Annotated in this window: 17 protein-coding genes; 12 read left to right on the forward strand and 5 right to left on the reverse strand. The window is 55.3% G+C overall.

Annotated elements, in window-relative coordinates; genetic code table 11:
• The first annotated feature begins 95 nt into the window (after window positions 1-95).
• From purF to ACODR9_RS14050, 8 genes are all read left to right on the forward strand, one after another.
• Window positions 96-1,628 carry an amidophosphoribosyltransferase gene (gene purF / locus ACODR9_RS14015; RefSeq protein ID WP_488810009.1) on the forward strand — a complete coding sequence of 511 codons (1,533 nt, stop codon included), beginning with the start codon at window positions 96-98 and terminating at the stop codon, window positions 1,626-1,628.
• Window positions 1,629-1,814: 186 nt separating this feature from the next.
• Entirely contained in the window at window positions 1,815-2,999 is a 1,185-nt protein-coding gene (locus ACODR9_RS14020) for an O-succinylhomoserine sulfhydrylase (RefSeq protein WP_488810010.1), read from the forward strand.
• A gap of 206 nt (window positions 3,000-3,205) precedes the next feature.
• Entirely contained in the window at window positions 3,206-3,847 is a 642-nt protein-coding gene (locus tag ACODR9_RS14025) for a TetR/AcrR family transcriptional regulator (protein ID WP_159880843.1), read from the forward strand.
• Window positions 3,848-3,873: 26 nt separating this feature from the next.
• Window positions 3,874-6,327, forward strand: a complete 2,454-nt coding sequence (locus tag ACODR9_RS14030; RefSeq protein WP_488810012.1) for an acyl-CoA dehydrogenase — start codon at window positions 3,874-3,876, stop codon at window positions 6,325-6,327.
• A 110-nt stretch (window positions 6,328-6,437) separates the two neighbouring features.
• Entirely contained in the window at window positions 6,438-6,818 is a 381-nt protein-coding gene (locus ACODR9_RS14035; RefSeq protein ID WP_488810013.1) for an acyl-CoA thioesterase, read from the forward strand.
• Between the two features lie 173 nt (window positions 6,819-6,991).
• Window positions 6,992-8,323 carry an OmpP1/FadL family transporter gene (locus ACODR9_RS14040; RefSeq protein WP_488810014.1) on the forward strand — a complete coding sequence of 444 codons (1,332 nt, stop codon included), beginning with the start codon at window positions 6,992-6,994 and terminating at the stop codon, window positions 8,321-8,323.
• Window positions 8,324-8,445: 122 nt separating this feature from the next.
• Complete coding sequence (locus tag ACODR9_RS14045; RefSeq protein ID WP_488810031.1) at window positions 8,446-10,821, forward strand: 3-hydroxyacyl-CoA dehydrogenase/enoyl-CoA hydratase family protein; 2,376 nt, start codon at window positions 8,446-8,448, stop codon at window positions 10,819-10,821.
• Window positions 10,822-10,886: 65 nt separating this feature from the next.
• Window positions 10,887-12,089 carry an acetyl-CoA C-acyltransferase gene (locus tag ACODR9_RS14050; protein ID WP_488810015.1) on the forward strand — a complete coding sequence of 401 codons (1,203 nt, stop codon included), beginning with the start codon at window positions 10,887-10,889 and terminating at the stop codon, window positions 12,087-12,089.
• A gap of 96 nt (window positions 12,090-12,185) precedes the next feature.
• On the opposite strand, the gene ACODR9_RS14055 is transcribed toward ACODR9_RS14050, so the two are convergent.
• A complete protein-coding gene (locus ACODR9_RS14055) occupies window positions 12,186-13,703 on the reverse strand; it encodes a PilZ domain-containing protein (protein ID WP_488810016.1) in 1,518 nt (505 codons plus the stop codon).
• 106 nt (window positions 13,704-13,809) lie between these two features.
• Between ACODR9_RS14055 and ACODR9_RS14060 the strand changes: the two genes are divergently transcribed.
• Window positions 13,810-16,035 carry a patatin-like phospholipase family protein gene (locus tag ACODR9_RS14060; RefSeq protein ID WP_488810018.1) on the forward strand — a complete coding sequence of 742 codons (2,226 nt, stop codon included), beginning with the start codon at window positions 13,810-13,812 and terminating at the stop codon, window positions 16,033-16,035.
• A 92-nt stretch (window positions 16,036-16,127) separates the two neighbouring features.
• Here the strand turns inward: ACODR9_RS14060 and trpC are convergent, their stop codons facing one another.
• The 4 genes from trpC to yjgA all read right to left on the reverse strand — a co-directional run bounded on the left by trpC (window position 16,128) and on the right by yjgA (window position 19,133).
• The gene (gene trpC / locus ACODR9_RS14065) at window positions 16,128-16,931 is read right to left on the reverse strand and encodes an indole-3-glycerol phosphate synthase TrpC (RefSeq protein WP_488810019.1); all 804 of its coding nucleotides are present in this window, start codon (window positions 16,929-16,931) and stop codon (window positions 16,128-16,130) included.
• 104 nt (window positions 16,932-17,035) lie between these two features.
• Window positions 17,036-17,986: a YheT family hydrolase gene (locus ACODR9_RS14070; protein ID WP_488810032.1), complete on the reverse strand. Its 951-nt coding sequence runs from the start codon at window positions 17,984-17,986 to the stop codon at window positions 17,036-17,038.
• Window positions 17,986-18,567 (reverse strand): molybdopterin adenylyltransferase, encoded by a 582-nt coding sequence (gene mog / locus ACODR9_RS14075; RefSeq protein WP_488810020.1) that lies wholly within the window; start codon window positions 18,565-18,567, stop codon window positions 17,986-17,988. The genes ACODR9_RS14070 and mog overlap by 1 nt, the downstream gene beginning before the upstream one ends.
• A complete protein-coding gene (gene yjgA / locus ACODR9_RS14080; RefSeq protein WP_488810022.1) occupies window positions 18,567-19,133 on the reverse strand; it encodes a ribosome biogenesis factor YjgA in 567 nt (188 codons plus the stop codon). The genes mog and yjgA overlap by 1 nt, the downstream gene beginning before the upstream one ends.
• Window positions 19,134-19,260: 127 nt before the next feature.
• Here yjgA and pmbA point away from each other — a divergent pair, with 127 nt between their 5' ends.
• From pmbA to ACODR9_RS14095, 3 genes are all read left to right on the forward strand, one after another.
• Window positions 19,261-20,619, forward strand: a complete 1,359-nt coding sequence (gene pmbA / locus ACODR9_RS14085; protein WP_488810023.1) for a metalloprotease PmbA — start codon at window positions 19,261-19,263, stop codon at window positions 20,617-20,619.
• Window positions 20,620-20,744: 125 nt separating this feature from the next.
• A complete protein-coding gene (locus ACODR9_RS14090) occupies window positions 20,745-21,884 on the forward strand; it encodes a patatin-like phospholipase family protein (protein ID WP_488810024.1) in 1,140 nt (379 codons plus the stop codon).
• A 66-nt stretch (window positions 21,885-21,950) separates the two neighbouring features.
• Window positions 21,951-22,439 carry a disulfide bond formation protein B gene (locus ACODR9_RS14095; RefSeq protein WP_488810026.1) on the forward strand — a complete coding sequence of 163 codons (489 nt, stop codon included), beginning with the start codon at window positions 21,951-21,953 and terminating at the stop codon, window positions 22,437-22,439.
• Window positions 22,440-22,602: the final 163 nt, after the last annotated feature.

Consider the following 22,602-nt stretch of genomic DNA (forward strand, 5'->3'; position numbering starts at 1 on the left):
ATTATCTTGATATCTTCACCTCAAGATTTCCGCCTTTTTCTTTGGCTGTAGGTTTTGTCTGAAAATCCAGGTAGTTGGGAAGAGAGAGTAGAGCAATGTGTGGAATTCTAGGCGTGGTAGGGCAGTCTCCCGTCAATCAGTTGTTGTATGACGGACTGCAAGTGCTGCAGCACCGTGGGCAGGATGCGGCGGGTATTGTCACCTCCAGTGGCAAGACCTTTCACATGCACAAGGGCAGCGGCATGGTGCGCGACGTTTTCCGCACCCGCAACATGCGCTCGCTGATGGGCAATGCCGGTATCGCACATGTGCGTTACCCGACTGCCGGTTCTGCTTCCAGTCTGGCAGAGGCGCAGCCTTTCTATGTCAACTCGCCCTTCGGCATCGTGCTGGCGCATAACGGCAACCTGACCAATACCGACGAACTCAAGGCGGACATGTTCCGTCACGACCTGCGTCATATCAACACCAACTCTGACTCGGAAGTTCTGCTTAACGTGTTTGCCCATGAGTTGGCCGTGCGTGTGGTGGGCTTTGAGTTGAGCGTGGATGCCATCTTTGGTGCCGTCGAGGCGGTTCATCGCCGCGTGCGTGGTGCTTATGCCGTGGTGGCGCTGATTGCCGGTTATGGCTTGGTGGCTTTCCGCGATCCTAACGGCATTCGCCCGCTGGTTATCGGCAGCACCCAGGGGAGTGGCAAGACCGAATATATGTTTGCTTCCGAGTCGGTGGCGCTGGATTGTTCCGGTTTCAGTACCCTGCGCGATGTGGAGCCGGGCGAGGGCGTCTTTGTCAGCTTTGATGGTGATTTCCATGCCCGTCAGTGCGCCAAGGAAGTACGTCACGCGCCTTGTCTGTTTGAGTATGTCTATTTTGCCCGCCCGGATTCGGTGATTGATGGCGCTTCGGTCTATCAGTCACGTATCGTGATGGGGGAAAAGCTGGGTGAGAAAATCCGCCGCGTGCTGCCGGAACTGGATATCGACGTAGTGATGCCGATTCCGGATACCAGCCGTCCCAGCGCACTGGCACTGGCCAACAGCCTGGGCCTGCCATACCGCGAAGGCTTCATCAAGAACCGCTATATCGGTCGTACCTTCATCATGCCGGGCCAGGCTGTGCGTAAGAAGTCGGTTCGCCAGAAGCTCAACCCGGTTGCCTGCGAGTTCAAGGATCGCAATGTACTGCTGGTGGATGACTCCATCGTGCGTGGTACCACGTCCAAGGAAATCGTGCAGATGGCGCGCGATGCGGGTGCCCGAAAAGTGTACTTTGCTTCTGCAGCACCTGCCGTTCGCTTTCCCAATGTCTACGGCATCGATATGCCGACCCGTGCCGAACTGTTGGCCACCGGCCGTACCGAGCAGGAAATCGCGGCAGAAATCGGCGCTGATGCGGTGATTTACCAGGACCTGTCGGCCTTGCAAGAAGCAGTGCATTCGGTAAACCCGAAACTGCACGAATTTGAAACCTCCTGCTTCGATGGCAAGTACATCACCGGGGATATCACGGCGGCTTATCTGGATGCCATCGAGTGCGCACGTGGGGCGGATAAGAAAGAGGAGAATCCGGTCAGCACCCAGATGATCGATTTGAATCTGAATGTGGCAGAGCAAAACCTGATGTAAATTCAGGCCATTAAAAAACCGGCTTTGGCCGGTTTTTTTTATGGCAGACCGGGTATAGCGCCAGCGGCTGACATCGATATGCCGCAATTTCATTTAGATAGTGAATACTGATCAGGCAAGATAGCCTGTATAAGGCGGAGGCCGGCCATGGTGGCTTGCGGCCGATAACAAGATTCGAGAATCATCATGTCAGTTGAAAACAATCCCCAGCAATACCATCCGGAAACACTGGCAATTCGCGGTGGCCGGGAAAGCAGTGAATACCGTGAACATAGCCAGGCCCTGCATCTGACTTCCAGTTTCTGTTACGAGTCGGCAGAGCAGGCTGCTGCGATGTTTATGGGAGAGATCGAAGGGTACACCTACTCCCGCTTTACCAACCCTACGGTCAGTGCCTTCCAACAACGCTTGGCGCTGATGGAGGGTGGCGAGCGGGCCATTGCCACTGCCACGGGCATGGCCGCCATTCAGGCCATCATGATGAGCCTGCTCAAGGCGGGTGATCACATTGTCTCCTCGCAAAGCTTATTTGGCTCAACCACCAATCTGTTTGCCGGCCTGCTGGCCAAATTTGGCGTGGAAACCAGCTTTGTCGATGCGCGTGATCTGGCGGCATGGGAAGCGGCGGCCAAACCCAATAGCAAGCTGTTTTTCCTGGAAACACCGTCCAATCCGCTGACCGAGATTGCTGATATTGCTGCCATTTCTGCCATTGCCCATCGTCACAATGCCTTGTTGGTGGTGGATAACAGCTTCTGCTCGCCGGCGTTGCAGCAGCCGCTGAAACTGGGTGCCGACCTGGTCATGCACTCGGCTACCAAGTATCTGGATGGCCATGGCCGGGTGATGGGTGGTGCGGTAGTGGGAAGTCATGCACTGGTGGAGCAGGTTTACCTGCATGTGCGTACTGCCGGCCCGACACTGGCGCCGTTTAATGCCTGGGTATTGCTGTCTGGTCTGGAAACCCTGGCATTACGCATGGATAAGCATAGTGCTAATGCCTTGGCGCTGGCGCACTGGCTGGAGTCACATCCGTCGGTCGAGCGTGTTTACTATCCGGGCCTGCCCAGTCATCCGCAGTATGCGCTGGCGCAGCGTCAGCAGAAGGCGGGCGGTGCGGTGGTTTCGTTTGTGGTTAAGGGTGGTCGAGCCGGAGCGTGGGCGCTGGTGAATGCCGTGGAGCTGATTTCACGCACTGCCAATCTTGGCGATGTAAAGAGTACAATTACCCACCCGGCATCCACCACGCATGCACGTGTGGCAGCAGAAGTGCGCCAGAAAGCCGGCATCGAAGAGGGCTTGATTCGCGTAGCGGTGGGTCTGGAGAATGTGGAAGACCTGAAGGCCGATCTGGCACGCGGGCTTGACTAAATATTGATACCTGCGTTTCATTCAAACGAACGGCAGTCTAGACTTTAGACTGCCGTTTTCGCGATGGTGTAATGGAAATCCATCCACGCTACAAGGAGGATGTTCTTGACACTAATCAAATTAAAACGTAAGTTTGAAACGCTTGTTCGAAAGCTGAGATGGACAAGACTAAATACCCTGCAAGTACAAAAAAGGCACAAGAGAACATGGAAGCCAGCCGACCGGATACCGCAACACGCATTCTGGACGTTTCCGAGCGGCTGTTCGTGGAGCACGGTTTTGAGGCTACCTCGCTTCGCATGATTACTCAGCAGGCCGAAGTCAACCTGGCTGCGGTGAATTATCACTTTGGCTCGAAGGATGCACTGTTTGAAGCCGTGTTCATGCGCAGGCTGGCGCCCTTGATCGCGTCCTGCCTGGCTGAACTTGACGAGCTGGAGACAAGAGAAGAGAAGCTGTCAGTGGAAGGGCTGGTCACGACCTTTATCCGTCCGTGTCTGGCGCTGTCCAAGGACCCTGCGAGGGGCGGGGCCCTGTTTGTCAGACTTCTGTCGCGCACGCTGGTGGAAAACCACCGTTTGCTGCGTGAAACCATCTCTCAGCAATACAGTGTGTTCGTGCAACGCTACTCGCGCGCATTTCATCATGCGCTGCCAGAGCTTGGGGTGGAGGAGTTGGCCTGGAGAATGCATTTTGCATTCAGCGTCATGTTTAACGCCTTTGCCGGAAATGATGTGCTGAAAATTTTCACGCGCAGCCAGATCGTTTCCGCCAGAGATCCAGACATGATCGTGAAGTATCTTGTGCCATTTGTGGTTGCCGGGTTGGTCTCGCCTGTCGAAGGTTAGCAGGGTCAACACGAGGGTAATTCACAATGTTTGCTGCTGTTCTTCTCATCGCACTGATTGGTGCGTTGGCGTACTATCGCGCGCCGGTGCTGGCGTGGTCTGTGGGATTGGCTGCCTGGCTTGCCAGCCTGCAATTTGCGTTTGGCTGCCCGGTTTCCTCCATTGCCTGGGGCGTGTTCGCACTCTTTGTTGTGGTGCTGAACGTGGTGCCGTTGCGACGTGCCGTTTTTACGGGTCCGGTTTTCGGTATCTTCAAGAAGATTACCCCTGCCATGTCGCAGACCGAGCAGGAAGCAATCAATGCCGGTACGGTGTGGTGGGATCGGGATCTGTTCTCCGGCAAGCCGGATTACCAGCGTCTGCTGTCTTTCCCGGATGCAAAACTGAGCGTAGAAGAGCAGGCTTTCCTGGATGGTCCCACCGAGCAACTGTGCGCGATGATCGATGACTGGAAGATCACGCACGAACTGAAAGACCTGCCACCGGACGTGTGGCAGTTCATCAAGGACAACGGTTTCCTGGGCATGATCGTCAAGAAGAAGTATGGCGGTCTGGAGTTCTCCAATTATGCCCATGCCAAGGTGGTCACCAAGATTGCTACCCGTGGCGGTTCCGCAGCTGTTTCGGTGATGGTGCCCAACTCGCTCGGTCCGGGTGAGTTGCTGCAGCACTACGGCACCGAAGCACAGAAAGATTATTACCTGCCGCGTCTGGCCAAGGGCGTGGAAGTACCGTGCTTTGCGTTGACCAGCCCTTATGCCGGTTCGGACGCAGGCAGTATTCCTGACTACGGCATTGTCTGCCGTGGCAGCTATACCGACCCGCGCACTGGCCTGCACCACGAAGACGTATTGGGTTTGCGCGTCAGCTGGGAAAAGCGCTGGATCACTCTGGCCCCGATAGCCACCATTCTGGGTTTGGCATTCAAGATGTATGACCCGGATCACCTGCTGGGTGATAAGGAAGAAATCGGCATCACTTGTGCACTGGTACCGACCGAGCATGAAGGCGTCTGCATTGGTCGCCGTCATTTCCCTGGTGGTGCAGTGTTCATGAACGGCCCGACCTGGGGTAAGGATGTGTTCATTCCGCTGGAATGGATTATTGGCGGTCGCGAGTTTGCCGGTCAGGGCTGGCGCATGCTGGTGGAGTGTCTGTCTGTTGGTCGTTGCATTTCCCTGCCAGCGATGTCGGTGGCCTGCGGCAAGGTAACAACGTTTACTACCGGTGCGTATGCGCGCATTCGCGATCAGTTCGGCCTGCCTATCGGCAAGTTTGAGGGTGTGGACGAGGCGATGGCACGCATTGGCGGTTACACCTACCAGATGGAAGCCTCGCAGGATTTGGCGCTGACTGGTCTGGACATGGGCGAAAAGCCATCGGTGCTGTCTGCTGTGCTCAAGTATCACAATACCGAGCGTATGCGCAAAACCATCAATGACGCGATGGACATCCATGGTGGCAAGGCGGTGGTGTTGGGGCCGCGCAATTATTTGGCGCGTGCTTATCAATCCATTCCGATCGGCATCACGGTGGAGGGGGCTAATATTCTCACCCGCTCGATGATCATCTACGGGCAAGGCGCCATTCGCTGCCATCCCTTTGTGCTGCGCGAGATGAAAGCTGCCATGGCCAACGATGGTGCCGAGTTTGATCAGGCCTTCACCGGTCACATCAACTTTGTCATCAGCAATGTATTCCGTTCGTTGTGGTTGGGCCTGACTGGTGCGCGCTTTGCCGGCTCGCCACGCGCTGGTGAAACAGCGGTTTACTATAAGCAGATTACCCGCTTTTCCAGTGCCTTTGCTTTGCTGTCCGACATGGCCATGTTCAGTCTGGGTGGTTCACTGAAATTCCGCGAAAAGCTGTCGGCGCGTCTGGGGGACATGCTGTCCAATCTGTACATTGCCACGGCCTGCCTCAAGCGTTTTGAGCGTGAAGGTGCGCAAAAGGACGATCTGGCAGTGCTGAGTTGGGCGGTGGAAAATGCGCTGTTCGACTTGCAGCAGGCGATGGATGGCTTCCTGGCCAACCTGCCAAGTCGCGGGCTGGCCTGGCTGCTGCGCAAGATCATCTTTCCGTGGGGGCTCACCCTCAAGCCAGCTTCAGACCGCATTGGCACCAAGGTGGCGCGCGCCATGATGGAGCCGGGTGGTATGCGTGAGCGCCTGACGCGTGGCATGTACGTTCCGCCATCAGAGGAAGATGCTGTGGGTGTGCTGCAGCATGCACTGCACGCCATTCTGGATACCGAGCCGGTTGAGCAGAAGCTGCGCAAGCTGGCGCGCGAGGGCAAGTTCAAATGTGTGACGGCCAAGGAGCGGTTAGATGAGGCCTTGCAGGCAGGTCTTGTTACGCAGGCTGAATTTGCTGCAGTGGCCCGTGCGCGTAAGCTGAAGCGCGATGTCATCATGGTGGATGACTTTGATATGGCGCTGGAGCAGCATGATATAGCGCTACTGAAGCGGCACATTTTCTAAAGTCATTTTCTAAATTAAATGCATTGCCGGATGGTTTGCCATCCGGCCGTTCAGCCAAGCTGCTGTACGACGGCGGCTTGGCTAAACGATTTGCCCACCGGGAGTACCACATGGATTCCAATTCACATCGTTTGCCCACATTGCGGGTACGTGCCCTGCCAACGGCTACCAATGCTTATGGTCGGGTTCAGGCCGGATGGCTGATGGGGCAGATTGATATGGCAGGCAGCCTGGATGCTGAGCGGCTGGCGCGTGGTCCTGTGGCAACGGTGGCGGTGAATGCCTTTCAGTTTACCCACCCTATCTTGCTGGGTGATGTGGTGAATCTGTATGTGGAAAGGCTGCGTGTAGGGCAGAAGTCGGTGACCTTGAAAATTTCGGTGGAAGCAGAAAGGCTGGATGGGGAGTTGGTATTTGTGACCGAAGTGATTGCCACTTTTGTTGCAATTGATGTGGATGGAAAATCGCGTAACTTAGCTGAAGTTGGTTGATTTTAAGAGATTTTGTTGCATGCTTGTTGTGTGAAACGATCGTTTGGAACAAACGCTCTTATTTTAGTGGACATGCTCTAATACTCTGGTAGTATCCAAATTGATCCGTCGTAATACGGACATAAAAAGCGACTAGGACTACATACAGATATATTCGCAGAGAGGGATAACACATGAAACTCAAGCACCTCAGCCAATCCGTGATGCTCATGGGAGTTGCCGTCGGGGCATTCTCTTCCACAGCACTGGCTTCCGGTTACCATTTCGGCTCGCAAAGCGTTTCCGCGCAGGGCACCGCATTTGCCAATAGCGCAGAAGCGAATGACGCTTCCATCATCTTTTATAACCCGGCCGGTATGTCCCGCCTGACTGGAAATAATTTTTCCGGCGGTTTGACTCTGGTGGTGCCGGATTCCAGCTATACCGATAACGGCTCTACAAAACACTCCGGTACTTCTACCGGCGGTGGTAGCGCTAGTGGCTATGCGCCGGACTATGTGGTTGCACCGTCTTTCTATGCAACGCATCAGATTAATGACAAGTGGACGGTTGGTCTGGGTGTGTTCGTACCGTATGGTACGGATCTGAATTATGGCGAAACCTGGGCTGGGCGCTATGCGCTGGAAAGCATCAAGCTGGAAACACTGAACTTTAATCCGTCAGTGTCTTACAAGCTGGATGATCACCATGCCTTTGGCTTTGGTGTGTCTGCACAATATATGAAGGCCTATTTGTCCAAGGCGGTTGATCTGACCGGCGTGCCAAATACTGGCGACGGACATGCTGCATTGAGTGCTGATGGTTGGGGTTTCGGTTTCAATCTCGGTTATATGTATCAGTTGAATGATGCAACGCGTTTTGGTGTCGCTTACCGTTCCAATATTCGCCAAAAGCTTGATGGACAGGCGTATTGGGATCTGAGTGCGGCCGGTTCGTTTGCCTCCATCATTCAAAATAACTTCCATCACGTAAATTCCGATGGCACGGTAACCGTTGATACCCCGGAATCCATCGCTGTTAATGGATTTCATAAGCTGAATGACAAGGTGGACCTGATGGCTGATTTGACCTGGACGCGTCATTCGCGGATGGATCGGATTGACATCAAGTTCAGTCAGCCGGGTGAAGGCGATCTGGTGATCAAGCAAGGCTGGCGCGATACCTTCAAGCTGTCGCTTGGTGCCAATTACCACTACAGCGATAGTCTGCTGCTGCGCACCGGTATTGCCTGGGATCAGTCTCCGGTCAAAAATACGGATGAAACCCATCCGGCCTTGCCGGATAGTGACCGCTACTGGTTGTCCTTTGGTGCCAACTACAAGCTGAGCAAGCAGTCGTCGCTGGACTTTGCCTATTCTTATGTGTTCTTCAAGAATACCAATGTCAATTACGCCGACAGTTGCACCACCTCGTCGACCACATGTACTGGCAACGGCGAAACCACAAAAGGTTCTTACAAGACCAATCTGCAACTCATTGGTCTGCAGTACAACTACAGCTTCTAAACAGACAGTAATGGTTTAGGGGCGTGGCAGGGGCATGGTCATTTTATGGCCATGCCCCGACAGCAAGGCAGGCATGAGGGGCCTGCCCCATGATTGATGAGTTTCAACATAACGAGGAAACCATGTCTCAAACCAAGTTCAATGTACGCAAGGTGGCAGTGCTGGGTGCTGGCGTGATGGGTGCGCAGATTGCCGCTCATCTGGTCAATGCCAAAGTACCGACCATCCTGTTTGATCTGCCGGCAAAAGAAGGCAATAAAAACGGCATCGTGCTCAAGGCACTGGACGGGCTGAAAAAGCTCAAGCCGTCCCCGTTGTCCAACAAAGATGCAGTAGGCTATATCGAGCCGGCCAATTACGAAGATCACCTGCACCTGCTTAAAGACTGTGATGTTGTGATCGAAGCCATTGCCGAACGCATGGACTGGAAGGCCGATCTGTATCACAAAGTGGCGCCTCATCTGGGCGAGCACACCATTTTCGCTACCAACACCTCTGGTCTGTCCATCAACAAGCTGGCCGAGAGCTGTCCCGATTCCGTGCGTCCGCGCTTTTGCGGCGTGCACTTTTTCAACCCGCCGCGTTATATGCACCTGGTCGAGATCATCCCGTGCGTAACGTCGGATGCGGGCATTCTGGATAATCTGGAGCGTTTCCTGGTCACCACCCTGGGTAAGGGTGTGGTTCGTGCCAAAGACACGCCGAACTTTGTTGCCAACCGCATTGGTGTGTTCTCCATGCTGGCAACCATTGCCAATGCTGAAAAATTCGGCATCCGCTTTGATATTGTTGACGACCTGACCGGTCCGCGCCTTGGTCGTCCCAAGTCGGCTACTTTCCGTACTGCCGACGTGGTTGGTTTGGATACCTTCGCCCATGTGGTGAAAACCATGGACGACACCCTGCCGACTGATCCGTGGCATGACTTGTTCAAATCGCCGGAATGGCTGCAGAAGCTGATTGCTGGCGGTGCGCTGGGTGCCAAGACCAAGGTCGGCATCTATAAGAAGGACGGCAAAAAGATGTTCGTCTTCGACGCAGTTAGCGGCGAATACGTTGGTGCCGGACAAAAGGGTAACGATGCGGTCAAGGACATCCTGAAGATTGCCGACCCGGCAGAGAAATTCAAGAAGCTGCGTGCCAGTGAACACCCGCAGGCACAGTTCCTGTGGGCCTGCTTCCGTGATGTTTTCCATTACATCTCTTACCACCTGGCTGATATTGCCAACTGCGCACGCGATGTGGACTTTGCCATTCGCTGGGGCTTTGGCTGGTCGGTTGGCCCGTTTGAAACCTGGCAAGCTGCCGGTTGGCAACAGGTAGCACAGTGGATTGATGAGGACATCAAGGCAGGCAAGGCCTTGTCCGGTGCCGCATTGCCGGCCTGGGCATTGCAGGTGGATCGCGCCGGCGTGCATTTTGCTGATGGTTCCTACAACGCTGCTGGTCAGAATCTGGTAGGTCGCTCCACGCTGGATGTGTATCAACGTCAGTTGGCTCCGGCGCGTGTACTGGGTGAAGTGGCTGCTCCGCTGGGCGAAACCGTATTCGAAAACGATGGCGTACGTGCTTTCACCACGGGTGACGACATCCTGGTGGTGTCGTTCAAGTCCAAGGCGCATGCCATCGGCCCCGATGTCATTACCGGTTTGAATACCGCATTGGATATCGCCGAGGATCGCTTCAAGGGCTTGGTGATCTGGCAAACCGAAGAGCCGTTCTCGGTGGGTGCCGATCTGCAATCCATGCTGCCAGCCTTCATGACTGGCGACTGGGCTGCCATTGACGCAACGGTGCGCCGTTTCCAGGAAACCTCCATGCGCCTGCGTTACAGCCAGGTGCCTACCGTGGCGGCAACCCAAGGTTATGTGTTCGGTGGCGGTTGTGAATTCGCCATGCATTGCGACAAGACGGTCGCGGCATTGGAATCCTACGTAGGCTTGGTAGAAGTAGGCGTTGGCCTGTTGCCGGGCGGTGGCGGTTGCAAGGAATTCGCCCTGCGTGCCGCACAGGAAGCCAAGGGCGATGTACTCGCCGCGTTGAAGGATTACTTCATGGCTGTTGCCACTGCCAAGGTAGCCACCAGCGGTCAGGAAGCACAGGAAATCGGCTTCTTCCGCAAGGGGGATTCGGTGGTGTTCAATGCTTACGAACTGCTGTATGTCGCCAAGCAACAAGCGCTGGCCATGGCCGAATCCGGCTATCGTCCGCCGTTGAAAGTGAAGGGTTTCCCGGTTGCAGGTCGCTCTGGTGCCGCTTCCATCAAGGGCTCGCTGATCAATATGCTGGAAGGCAATTTCATCTCCCAGCATGACTTCTTCATTGCTTCGCAAATCGCCGATGTCATGACCGGTGGTGATGTTGAGGCCGGTACGCTGGTGAACGAGCAGTGGATTCTGGATCTGGAACGCAAGGCCTTCATGACCCTGCTGCAAAATTCCAAAACCCAGGATCGCATTGCCAACATGCTCACCACCGGCAAACCGCTGCGCAACTAATACGAACAATGCATCAGACCGACGGCCGCGAGGGGCGGAGCCGTCGGCTGCAAGGAGATTGAAAAATGGTCAAGCAAGTACAGGAAGCTTATATCGTTGCTGCCACCCGCACGCCGGTGGGCAAGGCACCGCGTGGCATGATGCGCCATGTGCGCCCGGATGACATGCTGGCGCATGTGATTACCGGTGCGCTGGCCCAGGTGCCGACGCTGGATCCGAAGCTGATTTCCGACTGCGTGGTGGGTTGTGCCTTCCCGGAAGCAGAGCAGGGCCTGAACATGGCGCGGATTGGCGTGCTGCTGGCTGGTCTGCCCAATACCGTTGGCGGTATCACCATCAACCGTTACTGCTCGTCCGGCATCAATGCCGTACAAATGGCTGCCGACCGCATTCGACTGGGTGAAGCGGATGTGGTGATTGCCGCCGGTGCCGAATCGATGTCGCTGGTGCCGATGATGGGTAATAAGGTGTCGCTGAACCCGGAAATCTTTGCCAAGGATGAAAACTATGCCATCGCTTACGGCATGGGTCTGACAGCAGAAAAGGTAGCCCAGCAGTGGGGCGTTTCGCGTGAGGACCAGGATGCTTTTGCCGTCGAGTCGCATCGCCGTGCCATTGCCGCCATTGATTCCGGCGCGTTCAAGAGCGAAATCACCCCGCTGGAAGTGACCTACCGTACCCCGAATCTGGAAACAGGCGAAGTCATCAGCAAAACCAAGCTGCTGGACACCGACGAAGGTCCGCGTCGCGAAACCACACTGGAAGGCCTGGCCAAGCTGAAGACGGTATTTGATGCCAAGGGTTCGGTGACTGCCGGTAACTCTTCGCAAATGTCCGACGGTGCCGGTGCGGTGATTCTGGTGTCCGAGCGCGTGCTTAAAGAGTTCAACCTGGTCCCGCTGGCGCGTTATGTCACCTTTGCCGTGAAGGGCGTGCCGCCGGAAATCATGGGGATTGGCCCGAAAGAAGCCATCCCGGCTGCCTGCCAACAAGCAGGTATCACTCAGAATGACCTGAAGTGGATCGAGCTGAACGAGGCTTTTGCCGCGCAAGCGCTGGCTGTGACACGTGATCTGGCGCTGGATACCAGCAAGATCAACCCGCATGGTGGTGCCATTGCCTTGGGTCATCCGCTGGGTGCGACTGGTGCCATCCGTACTGCCACCCTGGTGCATGGCATGCGGAATGCCGGACAGCAAGGCTATGGCATGGTGACCATGTGTATCGGTACCGGCATGGGTGCAGCAGGTATTATCGAAGTGCTGTAGCTGTCTGATTGGCTGGAATGAAAACGCCCGCATGTGCGGGCGTTTTTGTTGATGTATTCACTGTGCCTGCTAGGTCGAAGCCTGTTTGCGACAGCGTCAATCTACTTTGGATAGCGTATCAAAGTCGCTGTTGCTACAGTCTTCAAATTCCTGTTGCGGGGTTTTCAGCCGGATGAGATAAGATTTTCCCTGCGCAGTCAGAATCTGTTCCTTGCCGGGAGCGGCCAGTGATTTTGGCATCAGGAACCAGCGCTGACCTTTACGGGAGTTGGGCTGGGTAATGTAGATGGCGGTGGTGGGTTGTTCACGGTCGCCACCGGGCTCGGTCAATGAAACACCTACCGGACTTTGCCCCAGGATTTCGATGCCGACTTTGGTGCCGTTCTGCTGCCGCAGAATGCGGCGAATGGCACCCAGCAACAGGGGGTGGTTTTCGGTCTTGACCAGCACAATACGGCCAATGGCTAGCTGCTCCACGCTCTTGCCAACAAAGGTCAGCCCCATGCCGCTGCTGCTGATGTCGTTGACCTTCCATTCCTGAATATTGTTGCTACTGGTGTTTTCGATATCCTGAATCTTGACGGCAAAGGCTACGCGTTCGAAACCAATAGTCACCTGTGCAGAGGAAGTATGCAGCGAGCGCTCGGATTTACGCAGTGACTTTCCGCCGTCATCCGACCAACGGATGGCCAGCTTTTCGCATAGCGCAAGCCATTCCTCACACTCCAGCTTGGCATCCAGTGCCCGCAGCGCCGGCGGAATCGAGCGATCCAGGTCAAACATCAGGTCTGCCAGACGGCTGGTGAGGTCATTGGTGGACCAGTAGCGCAGCCACTTGCCCGCCATGCCACGCAAGATGGGTTGCGGGTGTTCCGGCATGCTCAGATTGATGACAAATACCGGCTCCTGCACGGGTGGCTGTTTTTCCAGGTGAATGCCCTGGCTTAGCGGCATCATTAACTGGTCGACTGCAATGATTTCCCGATGCAGCATATTGTCGGTCTGTGCCAGGTAGAGCATGCAGCCTTGCAGCAGCAGTTGCTCACAGCTGACTTCCACCTTGGCATCTGGGTACAACATCAGCGGTGTGCGGGCTACACCCGCATCTTCAGCCTGCATGTAAAAGCGGAAGCCTTGCTGCCATACCGAGCCTTCCGGCTTCAGGTAGCGCAGGGAGTTCCATGCGATCAGGCGCATCTGGTGGTGCAGCCCACGTGCCGTGATCAGCCGGATATCCGCTTCCATGGCATTGTTAGGTGCAGCCTGGTACAGGCGAAGACAAATCTGATATGCATTGGCCAGCTCGTGCCAGAAGGCCAGAATGGTAGGCAGGTAGTTTTTGCTGCCCGGTGTGGCGGCCAGAAAATCCTGGCACAGCTGATGGTGGATGTTATGGGCCTTATCATCGACATAGACCAGTGTCTTGATGCGCTCCTTCAACGGAATGTCAGTATCTGCGTTGATTTTGGAGATGGCCTTGATGATTTCGACAAGTGCCGTGAAGTATTCAGTCTGCGGCAGGTCCCTCACCAGCAAGGTCGCAGATTGTGCGATGCCCGTTGCCAGGGAGTTTTTTGTGAGCAGGGAGCTGACCAGAGATTTAAAATCGAACATTGTGCCTTAGCTTTATTGGGCTCTATGTTTTGTCGAATGTATGTCACTATATCTTACGTCACCGTGATGCTTAGGTGAAATAGTAAATTTCCCTTTTTTACTGAATATGCATTTTCGCGCAAAAAGAATTTCAGATTTCCTGCTAGGAACGTTGTTCCTCAGCGGCTTGCTGTTACTGCCCTGCCAGTCTGCTCACGCTGAGGAGCTTGCTCCCGATGAGGGTGTTGGAGTAGTGCTGGGCGGTGGTGGCGCACGTGGATTCGCCCATCTGGGTGTTCTGCGTGAATTACAGCGGCTGCATGTCCCGATCCGCTGCATTGCCGGAACCAGTGCTGGGGCGCTGATTGGTGGTGTTTATGCCAATGGGATGGATTTGGACCAAATGGCAGAAAGTTTCAAAAATGCCAACTGGGATCAAATGTTGTCCGGTCGCTTGCCTAGAAGCGATATTCCCTATGACAAGAAGCGGGATGATTATAAGAACTATCTGGACGTGACTTTCGGTTTGCAAGATGGCCAGCTGCGTGTGCCGCGTAGCGCCATCAATTCGCAAGAAATCGAAATGTTCATCCGCAAGCTCACCCGGGATCGGCAGCTCGACTCTTTTGACCAGTTGCCCATTCCGTTTCGTGCCGTTGCCACTGATCTTGCCAATGGTGAAGCAGTGGTTTTTGATAAGGGACCGCTGGCAGAGGCGCTACGTGCCAGCATGGCGGTGCCCGGTCTGTTCGACTTGGTGGAAACACATGGACGTTTGCTCGTTGATGGCGGTCTGGCGCGTAATCTGCCCATCCAGGATGCTCGGCAATGTGCCAAACACCTCATCGTGGTGGATGTGGGGACGCCACCCCTGACCAAGGACCAGATCAACAACCTGTTTGATGTGGTGGCCCAAACCACCAATTTGATGGTCAGCCGCAACGTCAAAGAACAGATGGCGCTGATGGAGAAGGGGGATGTCCTGATCCAGCCGGACCTGAATGGTTACAATGCGGCTGCCTTTGGCGACAACCAGGCGATCATCCAGCGCGGTACTACGGCAGCGATTGCGCAGTCCAAAGCGTTGAGCCGTTTCTCGGTCAGTCCGGAACGTTACGCAGCCTGGCGCAGTCGGCTTCAATTGCCGTCTTACCCGGTTGTGGATGAGGTGCAGGTGAAGAGTGCTAGCCGTTTTGTCAATGCAGACGGACTAGCTAAAAATATTACCGGCTTGCAGGGAGATGAGGCGGTCGATGAAGTGCGCAAGAAGTTGCGCGACATGTTTGCCACGGGTGATTACGACCAGTTGAGCTACTCGCTCGACGCCAGTAGCGGTCGCAATGTCATGACGGTTATGCCGCTGGAAAAGAGCATCGGTCCTAATGCGGTGCATTTTGGTTTGAGCCTGAGTAGCTCGACACCGGGCGACTCCAGCTTTAGCTTTCTTGCTGCACATCAGCGGAACTGGCTGAATGCTTCGGGTGGCTCCTGGCGTAATGAAATGATGGTCGGTAAGAACAAGCTGTTCAAGACCGAGCTTTACCAGCCATGGTCCTATGACAGCCCCTTGTTTGCTGCAGCATCAGTCAGTTATCACCAGCAGCCTTTGTCCTTTTATGATGACAATCACATCAAATATGCAGAAATCAGCAATGATGTCACTTCGGTGAATGCCGATGTTGGTACCGTTCTGGGGCGTTATGGTGAGTTCCGGATTGGACTGTTTGATTCTCGGGTGGAAAGTTATCTATCCCAGGGGCAGTTCTCGTATCTGTCGGACAAGATCACCCACAGTTACGCAGGTGTGCGTGGCAAGTTGGTGATCGATCAGTTTGATAATCCGCGCTGGCCACGTTCGGGTTATTTCATGAGTACGGTCCTGACATCTTCCCTGCCGGCCATGGGGAGCTACACCGCCAGTCGTGATTACGATGCGATTGCGGAAGGGGTTAAGACTTTTGGCGATATTACCTTCCGGCTTACCGGCAAGGCGCGTGGCATTGTCAACCGTAAGCAGGATGATTACCGGCTGGAGTCGCTGGGGGGGTTTCTGAATCTGACCGGATATCAGGCGGGAGAGCTGCTGGGTGAGAAGGTGGCACTATCCCGATTGATGGTGTACTGGCGGGCCTCATCACTGCCTTCGGTGCTGGGAAGTGGCCTGTATGCCGGGATGTCTGCTGAGGTTGGCAGAGTATGGGGAAATCCGTTTAATGGTAGCAATACCGGCTGGATTCCTGCGGGGTCGGTATTTTTGGCGGCCGACACCATACTTGGGCCATTTTTTCTTGGTGTAGGCAATGCCAGGAATGGCAAGCTCAGCGGCTATCTGTATCTGGGGGCGGATTACTGAGCTGCCAGGTTTGAAACAGCAAAACGGCCACTGATGTAGTGGCCGTTTTATTTGAATTGCCGTGGCGGCAAGTCAGTTGCCTATTGTCTGGTTTACTGTGCGGAAGGGAAGAACAGGTTGGCCAGCGCTGCGCCGGGATCGTCCTGGCGCATGAACGCCTCTCCCACCAGAAAGCTATGGACATCGTGGCTGCGCATCAGGCGTACATCGTCTGCTGAGAGGATGCCACTTTCGGTCACGGCAATACGGCTATTGTTGATGCCGGGCAGTAACTTGAGTGTTGTGGTGAGGCTGACTTCAAAGGTGCGCAGGTTACGGTTATTGACGCCAATCAGCTCGGTTTGCAGCTGCAGTGCCTGTTCCATCTCTTCTTCATTGTGGACTTCTACCAGTACGGCCATGCCCAGTTCGTGCGACAGGGCTTCGAAGTCGCGCATCTGTGCCAGCGGCAGGGCAGCGGCAATCAGCAAAATGCAGTCAGCTCCCATGGCACGGGCTTCGTACAGTTGGTATTCGTCAACCATGAAGTCCTTGCGCAGCACTGGCAGGTGACAGGCAGCACGAGCAGCCTCCAGATAGCTGGCATCGCCCTGGAAGTACTGTTTGTCGGTCAGTACCGACAAACAGGCGGCACCTGCGGCGGCATAGCTCTTGGCAATGGCTGGCGGATCGAAGTCGGCGCGGATGATGCCCTTGCTGGGGCTGGCTTTCTTGATTTCAGCAATGACTGCCGGCTGGCCCAATACATGCTTGGCGCGCATGGCGGCAACAAAGTCGCGCTTGTCGGTGCTACGGGCTTCGGCAGCCTCGCGCACCGCACTGAGCGGGCGGATTTGCAGGGCGGCAGAGACTTCCTGATGTTTGGTGGCAACAATGGTATTGAGGATGTCGGACATTCTGTAAGCCTGTGGTAATGCGTTCAGCCAAAACGGACATCATGCAGAACTGTGCGGGCTTTGGCAATGAGGGGGCTGGCTATCTGCCGCGATGATGGTTGGTTTCAGGGCTGAAGATAAGTCTGGAAAAATTGCAGAATCCGCTGTGGCAGCCAGTTGATGTGGCCGGGAAAACGGCCACTGACAAAACCGACATGGCCTCCTTGCTGTGGAAACTCCAGCAAGACCGCCGTGCTGGTTTCATGCGGAGCGGGCAGGGCGCTTGCCGGCAGAAAGGGATCGTTCTGCGCATTGAGGACTAGGGTGGGGCAGGTAATCTGCTGCAGCCGGGATTTGCTGCTGGCCTTTTTCCAGTAGTTCAGCGCGTTGCCATAGCCGTGTAGTGGGGCGGTGACCAGATCGTCAAATTCGATAAAAGTACGGGCGCGCCGCAACCGCTTGCCATCGAACAGACCGGGGTGACGCTGCAGTGTGGCCAGTGCTTTAGGTTTAAGCGTGTGCATGAACATGCGGGTATACAGCAGTCTGCCAAGGCCGCTATCCAGCCGGGTGCTGGCGGCAACCAGGTCCAGCGGAGTCGATATCGCCGCTGCTGCGCGCGGAATGGCCTGTCTGCCTTCCGCTGCCAGGTAGTTGAGCAGCATGCTGCCGCCCAGTGATACCGCTGCGACTGCCATGACCGGGTAGCGTGAAGCGAGTGCCTGGACTATCCAGCGTATTTCGTCTGCATCGCCGGCGTGGTAAGCGCGCGGCAGCGGGTTGTCCATGCCGCCGCAGCCTCGGAAATGTGGCACGACGCCATGCCAACCGCGCTCGCTCAGTTGCAGCATCAGTGCGCGGGCATAATGGCTGTCACTGCTGCCTTCCAGTCCATGAAACAGTACGACTAGCGGACTGCCTGGCTTGCCGTCGACAAAATCAAGGGCAATAGTGCCGCCATCCGGCGTGGGCCAGTGCTCACGCCGATAGGACGGGCGTGGCGGGCGTATCATCAGGGCTGGCCAGATGGTCTGGCTATGCCCTTCTGGTAGCCAGGCTGGCGCGGTGTAGTTCATCAGGCGGCTGGCGGCTTCTGTGCCGATTTGGGTCGAAATGCTTTGCACACCTTGGGATCGGTTTCGATGTAGGGGCCGCCAATCAGATCAATGCAGTAGGGTACCGCAGCAAAAATGCCGGGGACCTGTGTTTCTCCTGCATCGTTCTTCAAGCCTTCCAGGGTTTCCTTGATGGCCTTGGGTTGGCCTGGCAGGTTAAGAATCAGTGCATTCTTGCGAATGACCCCTACCTGACGGGACAGAATGGCCGTGGGGACAAAGCGCAGGCTGATCTGGCGCATCTGTTCGCCAAAGCCGGGCATCTCGCGGTCGGCTACGGCTAGTGTGGCATCCGGTGTAACATCACGCGGAGCCGGGCCGGTACCTCCAGTGGTCAGTACCAACTGGCAGCCTTCTTCATCCACCAGCTGACGTAAGGTGGCTTCGATTTCTGTCTGTTCGTCAGGAATCAGCCGGGTCAGCGTGGAAAACGGGCTGCTAATGGCGCCGGACAGCCAATCCTGCAGCGCTGGGATACCCTGGTCCTGATACACACCAGTACTGGCGCGATCGGATATCGATACCAGACCGATTTTCAGCATTATTCATCTTCTCCATCGGCGTCGTCAGCCGCGTCGTCAGCCTGCTGGCGTGGCTTGCCCGGCTCCGGAATGGCTTGCTTGATCAATTGGAATAGCAGGCGGAAGGACTTGGGTGGTTTGCTTTCAGCCTGTTCTTTACGGGCATTGCGGATCAGCGTGCGCAATTGTTGCGGGTCAACGCTGGGAAAGTCATTGATGAAGGCGGCGGACATCTTGTCGTCGCTCATCAGGCGTTCGCGCCAGCGTTCCAGCAGATGCTGCCAGGCAATGTGCTCGGCCGATTCGCCCTTGATCACCAGCAGATACTGGCGGATGGGTTCCGGGTCGATGTCGCGCATCAGCTTGCCGATATATTGCAGCTGGCGGCGCAAGGCGCCATGGGCGGTAAAGCGCTTGTAGTCCAGAATGGCTGTCAGCAAATCCTCCGGCAGCTGCATTTTCTTCAGCGTATCCTTGGAGAGTTCGACCAGCTCCTTGCCCAGATCCTGCAGCGCGTCCATATCGCGTTTGCGCTGGGACTTGCTGACCATGCCGTCAGGCAGGCTGTCGTTCTGGTAATCAGTCATCGTTCAAAAGTCTCTACGGTTTTCAAGGCTGGTATGATACCGGAAAAGGCGTGCTGATTCCCGTGCAAACACGCCTGGCGTGGTACTGTGCCGACAGCGCCGCGTCATGGGCAAGGCAACATTCATCATGGTAGATAAGACATTGGCAGACAACACATTCAGTTTCAGTAAAAACGTATTGCAAGGCATCGCCAGCCGGGTGCTGGAACTGGCCGGCCAGCTTGGTGCGACCGCAGCCGAAACCGATGTTTCCGAAGGCCTGGGGCAAACGGTAAGCGTGCGTCTGGGTGAAGTGGAAACCATTGAGTACAACCAGGACAAAGGTGTGTCGGTTACCGTTTATCTGGGGCAGAAGAAAGGCCACGCCAGCACGTCTGATTTTTCTGACCAGGCTTTGCAAGATACGGTGAAGGCTGCGTTGGATATTGCCCGGTTTACTGCTGAAGATGCCTGCGCAGGTTTGGCCGATAGTCAGTTGCTGGCAACAGACTTTCCGGATCTGGATCTGTTCCATCCCTGGAATCTGCCCGTCGAGCAGGCCATCGAACTGGCGCGTCGCTGTGAAGACGCTGCACGCGGTGTGGATACACGCATCAGTAATTCAGAAGGTGCATCGGTGTCGGCGCAGGCCAGTCATTTTATCTATGCCAACAGTAATGGTTTCATGGCCGGTTATCCGGGCAGTCGGCATAGTATTTCTGCTGCCGTGGTGGCGGAAGAGGCGGGTTCCATGCAGCGCGATTACTGGTATTCGGCAGCACGTCACCCTGCGGATCTGGATGATCCGCTCAAGGTGGGCCGCACTGCAGGCGAGCGTGCGGTACGCCGCCTGTCTGCACGCCGGGTAAAAACAGGGCAGTATCCTGTTTTGTTCGAGGCACCGGTGGCAGCATCACTGATCGGCCATCTGGTTTCAGCCATTAGTGGTGGCAATCTGTATCGCAAGTCTTCTTTCCTGCTGGATGCATTGGGTCAACAGGTGTTTCATCCCAATATCATCATCGACGAAGACCCCTTTGTGCTGCGCGGCATGTCCAGTGGTGCATTCGACAGTGAAGGTGTGGAAACTTCTGCGCGCCGTCTGATCGATGCGGGTGTACTGCAGGGCTATATGCTGGCCAGCTATTCGGCACGCAAGCTGGGCATGCAGTCCACCGGCAATGCCGGCGGACCACATAATTTGCTGGTTCATACCACGGGTGAAAGCTTCGCCGAGTTGCTGCAGCAAGTTGGCACGGGCTTACTGGTGACTGAACTGCTAGGCCATGGCATTAATACAGTCACCGGTGATTATTCGCGTGGTGCCGCTGGTTTCTGGGTGGAGAACGGTGTTATTGCCTATCCGGTAGAAGAGATCACCATCGCCGGTAATCTGCGCGATATGTTCCAGCGCATGGTTGCTGTTGGTACCGATACGCTGGCACGTGGTGGCAAGGTGATGGGGTCGGTGCTGATCGAGTCGATGATGGTTGCTGGCGAAGGCTAAGCTCTGGCAACTGGCGTGCTTGGATGTGATCGGACAGGCAGGCTTGGAGGGGAGTTGCTTGCCAAGCCTGTCGTTTTACAGCTATTTCTAAAGCAATAAACAATGCATCCATGATGAGGTGCAAAATGGCGGGGAACAGCAATATTGGCCTGGTACTGTCGGGAGGTGGTGCCAGGGCGGCCTATCAGGCCGGTGTGCTGCTGGCAATTTCCAGAATGCTGCCGGATCCGGAGCGCAATCCCTTTCCCATCATTTGTGGGACTTCGGCAGGTGCCATCAATGCAGTAGCAATTGCTTCTGGTGCCACCAATTACCGTCAGGCGGTGCATTATCTGGCTCAGATGTGGAAGCAGCTGCACATTCATGATGTGTACGATGCCAGCCTGGCTTATTTCATCAAGACATTCTTCCATTTTGGCATTTCCATTGCCACGGGTGGGCATGGCTGGCGTAATCCGAAGAGTTTTCTGGATAATGCCCCTTTGCGTGCGTTTCTTGGTCAGGCAATGCCGTTTGACGGTATCCGCCATTCACTGGCACAAGATAGCCTGCAGGCGCTTGCGCTAACCGCATCCTGTTTCAGCACTGGCATGTCGGTCACGTTTTTTGAAAGCCAGCCACATCTTGAAGAGTGGTCGCGCCATCAGCGCATGGGCGTGCGGGAAAGGATTGGCCTGGATCACCTGATGGCAACTTCGGCCATTCCGCTGATTTTTCCGTCTACCCAAATTGGCAATCTGCATTACTGTGATGGTGCCATCAGACAGATGACACCCTTATCACCAGCCTTGCATTTGGGAGCCGACAAGCTGTTTATTGTCGGTTTGACCAGTCAGCGACCCGCTGTGCTCGAGCGGCGTGCCGTCAGCGTGGTGCCAACACCGGCACAGGTTTTCGGGCATCTGCTCAATAGTGTCTTTGTCGATAGCATGTCGATGGACATGGAGCGCCTGCTGCGTGTCAATCACACCGTTTCCTTATTGCAGGGAAATCAGGATTTGTGTGCACAAACCAGTCTTAAACAAGTGGATATCTTCATGCTGAGTCCCAGTCAGTCGCTGGAAAGCATCGCCTATCAGTACGCGCACGAATTTCCACCGGTATTGCGCTTCCTGATGAAAGGAGCGGGCGGAACCAAGAAGCGCGGGATGACACTTGCAACTTATCTGCTGTTTGAGCCGGGATATTGTCGAGCCCTGATTGCGCTGGGGTATAAGGATGCGCTGGCACAGAAAGATGCCATCAAGCAATTTCTGGAACTTTGAATCAGGACTAAAATCCTAGATGTTCCGTTTTCAAGCCCAATACAAAGACAAGGGGAAGTTGTGAGTATGCGTTTATCACGTAGACAGGGTTTTTTTCTGGTGGCAGTCGGCTGCGCCGCAGCAATGGCGTTTGCACTTTATTCGCAATATGTATTGCATCTGGAGCCCTGCCCCTTATGCATCTTCCAGCGGGTGGGGGTGATTTCGGTCGGTATTATTGCGCTGCTGGCAGCCTTGCATAATCCAGGCAGAACGGGTTATCGGGTTTGGGGTGTGTTGGGTGTGATTGCTGCTATTTGTGGTGGGGCTGTTTCGGTACGGCAGCTTTGGCTGCAAAGCTTGCCGGAAGACATGGTTCCAGCCTGCGGGCCTGGATTGGATTATCTGATGGAAACTTCACCCTTGTGGGATGTATTGTCCAAAGTATTCAAGGGAAGCGGAGAGTGTGCCAAGGTGGACTGGACATTCCTGGGGCAGGCAATGCCTTTCTGGGTGGCGGTATTCTTTGTTGGTGTAATTGTGCTGCAACTGTGGGTGGCGTTTCGAAAGTCCTGAATCAGCCAATTGATCAAGCCGGTATTTCGCATGGCGCGAAGTGCCGGTTTTTTTGTGGGGGAGGGGATGTTAAATGCAAAAAAGCAGCCTATGGCTGCTTTTTGATTATTGGCGGAGTGGACGGGACTCGAACCCGCGACCCCCGGCGTGACAGGCCGGTATT

It is taken from the genome of Aquitalea sp. FG25 (assembly GCF_057809375.1).

What these genes read in the sequence shown, in the direction of transcription:
- purF (WP_488810009.1), top strand. Translation starts at nt 96, where the DNA reads ATGTGTGGAATTCTAGGCGTGGTAGGGCAGTCTCCCGTCAATCAGTTG.
- ACODR9_RS14020 (WP_488810010.1), top strand. Translation starts at nt 1,815, where the DNA reads ATGTCAGTTGAAAACAATCCCCAGCAATACCATCCGGAAACACTGGCA.
- ACODR9_RS14025 (WP_159880843.1), top strand. Translation starts at nt 3,206, where the DNA reads ATGGAAGCCAGCCGACCGGATACCGCAACACGCATTCTGGACGTTTCC.
- ACODR9_RS14030 (WP_488810012.1), top strand. Translation starts at nt 3,874, where the DNA reads ATGTTTGCTGCTGTTCTTCTCATCGCACTGATTGGTGCGTTGGCGTAC.
- ACODR9_RS14035 (WP_488810013.1), top strand. Translation starts at nt 6,438, where the DNA reads ATGGATTCCAATTCACATCGTTTGCCCACATTGCGGGTACGTGCCCTG.
- ACODR9_RS14040 (WP_488810014.1), top strand. Translation starts at nt 6,992, where the DNA reads ATGAAACTCAAGCACCTCAGCCAATCCGTGATGCTCATGGGAGTTGCC.
- ACODR9_RS14045 (WP_488810031.1), top strand. Translation starts at nt 8,446, where the DNA reads ATGTCTCAAACCAAGTTCAATGTACGCAAGGTGGCAGTGCTGGGTGCT.
- ACODR9_RS14050 (WP_488810015.1), top strand. Translation starts at nt 10,887, where the DNA reads ATGGTCAAGCAAGTACAGGAAGCTTATATCGTTGCTGCCACCCGCACG.
- ACODR9_RS14055 (WP_488810016.1), bottom strand. Translation starts at nt 13,703, where the DNA reads ATGTTCGATTTTAAATCTCTGGTCAGCTCCCTGCTCACAAAAAACTCC.
- ACODR9_RS14060 (WP_488810018.1), top strand. Translation starts at nt 13,810, where the DNA reads ATGCATTTTCGCGCAAAAAGAATTTCAGATTTCCTGCTAGGAACGTTG.
- trpC (WP_488810019.1), bottom strand. Translation starts at nt 16,931, where the DNA reads ATGTCCGACATCCTCAATACCATTGTTGCCACCAAACATCAGGAAGTC.
- ACODR9_RS14070 (WP_488810032.1), bottom strand. Translation starts at nt 17,986, where the DNA reads ATGAACTACACCGCGCCAGCCTGGCTACCAGAAGGGCATAGCCAGACC.
- mog (WP_488810020.1), bottom strand. Translation starts at nt 18,567, where the DNA reads ATGCTGAAAATCGGTCTGGTATCGATATCCGATCGCGCCAGTACTGGT.
- yjgA (WP_488810022.1), bottom strand. Translation starts at nt 19,133, where the DNA reads ATGACTGATTACCAGAACGACAGCCTGCCTGACGGCATGGTCAGCAAG.
- pmbA (WP_488810023.1), top strand. Translation starts at nt 19,261, where the DNA reads ATGGTAGATAAGACATTGGCAGACAACACATTCAGTTTCAGTAAAAAC.
- ACODR9_RS14090 (WP_488810024.1), top strand. Translation starts at nt 20,745, where the DNA reads ATGGCGGGGAACAGCAATATTGGCCTGGTACTGTCGGGAGGTGGTGCC.
- ACODR9_RS14095 (WP_488810026.1), top strand. Translation starts at nt 21,951, where the DNA reads ATGCGTTTATCACGTAGACAGGGTTTTTTTCTGGTGGCAGTCGGCTGC.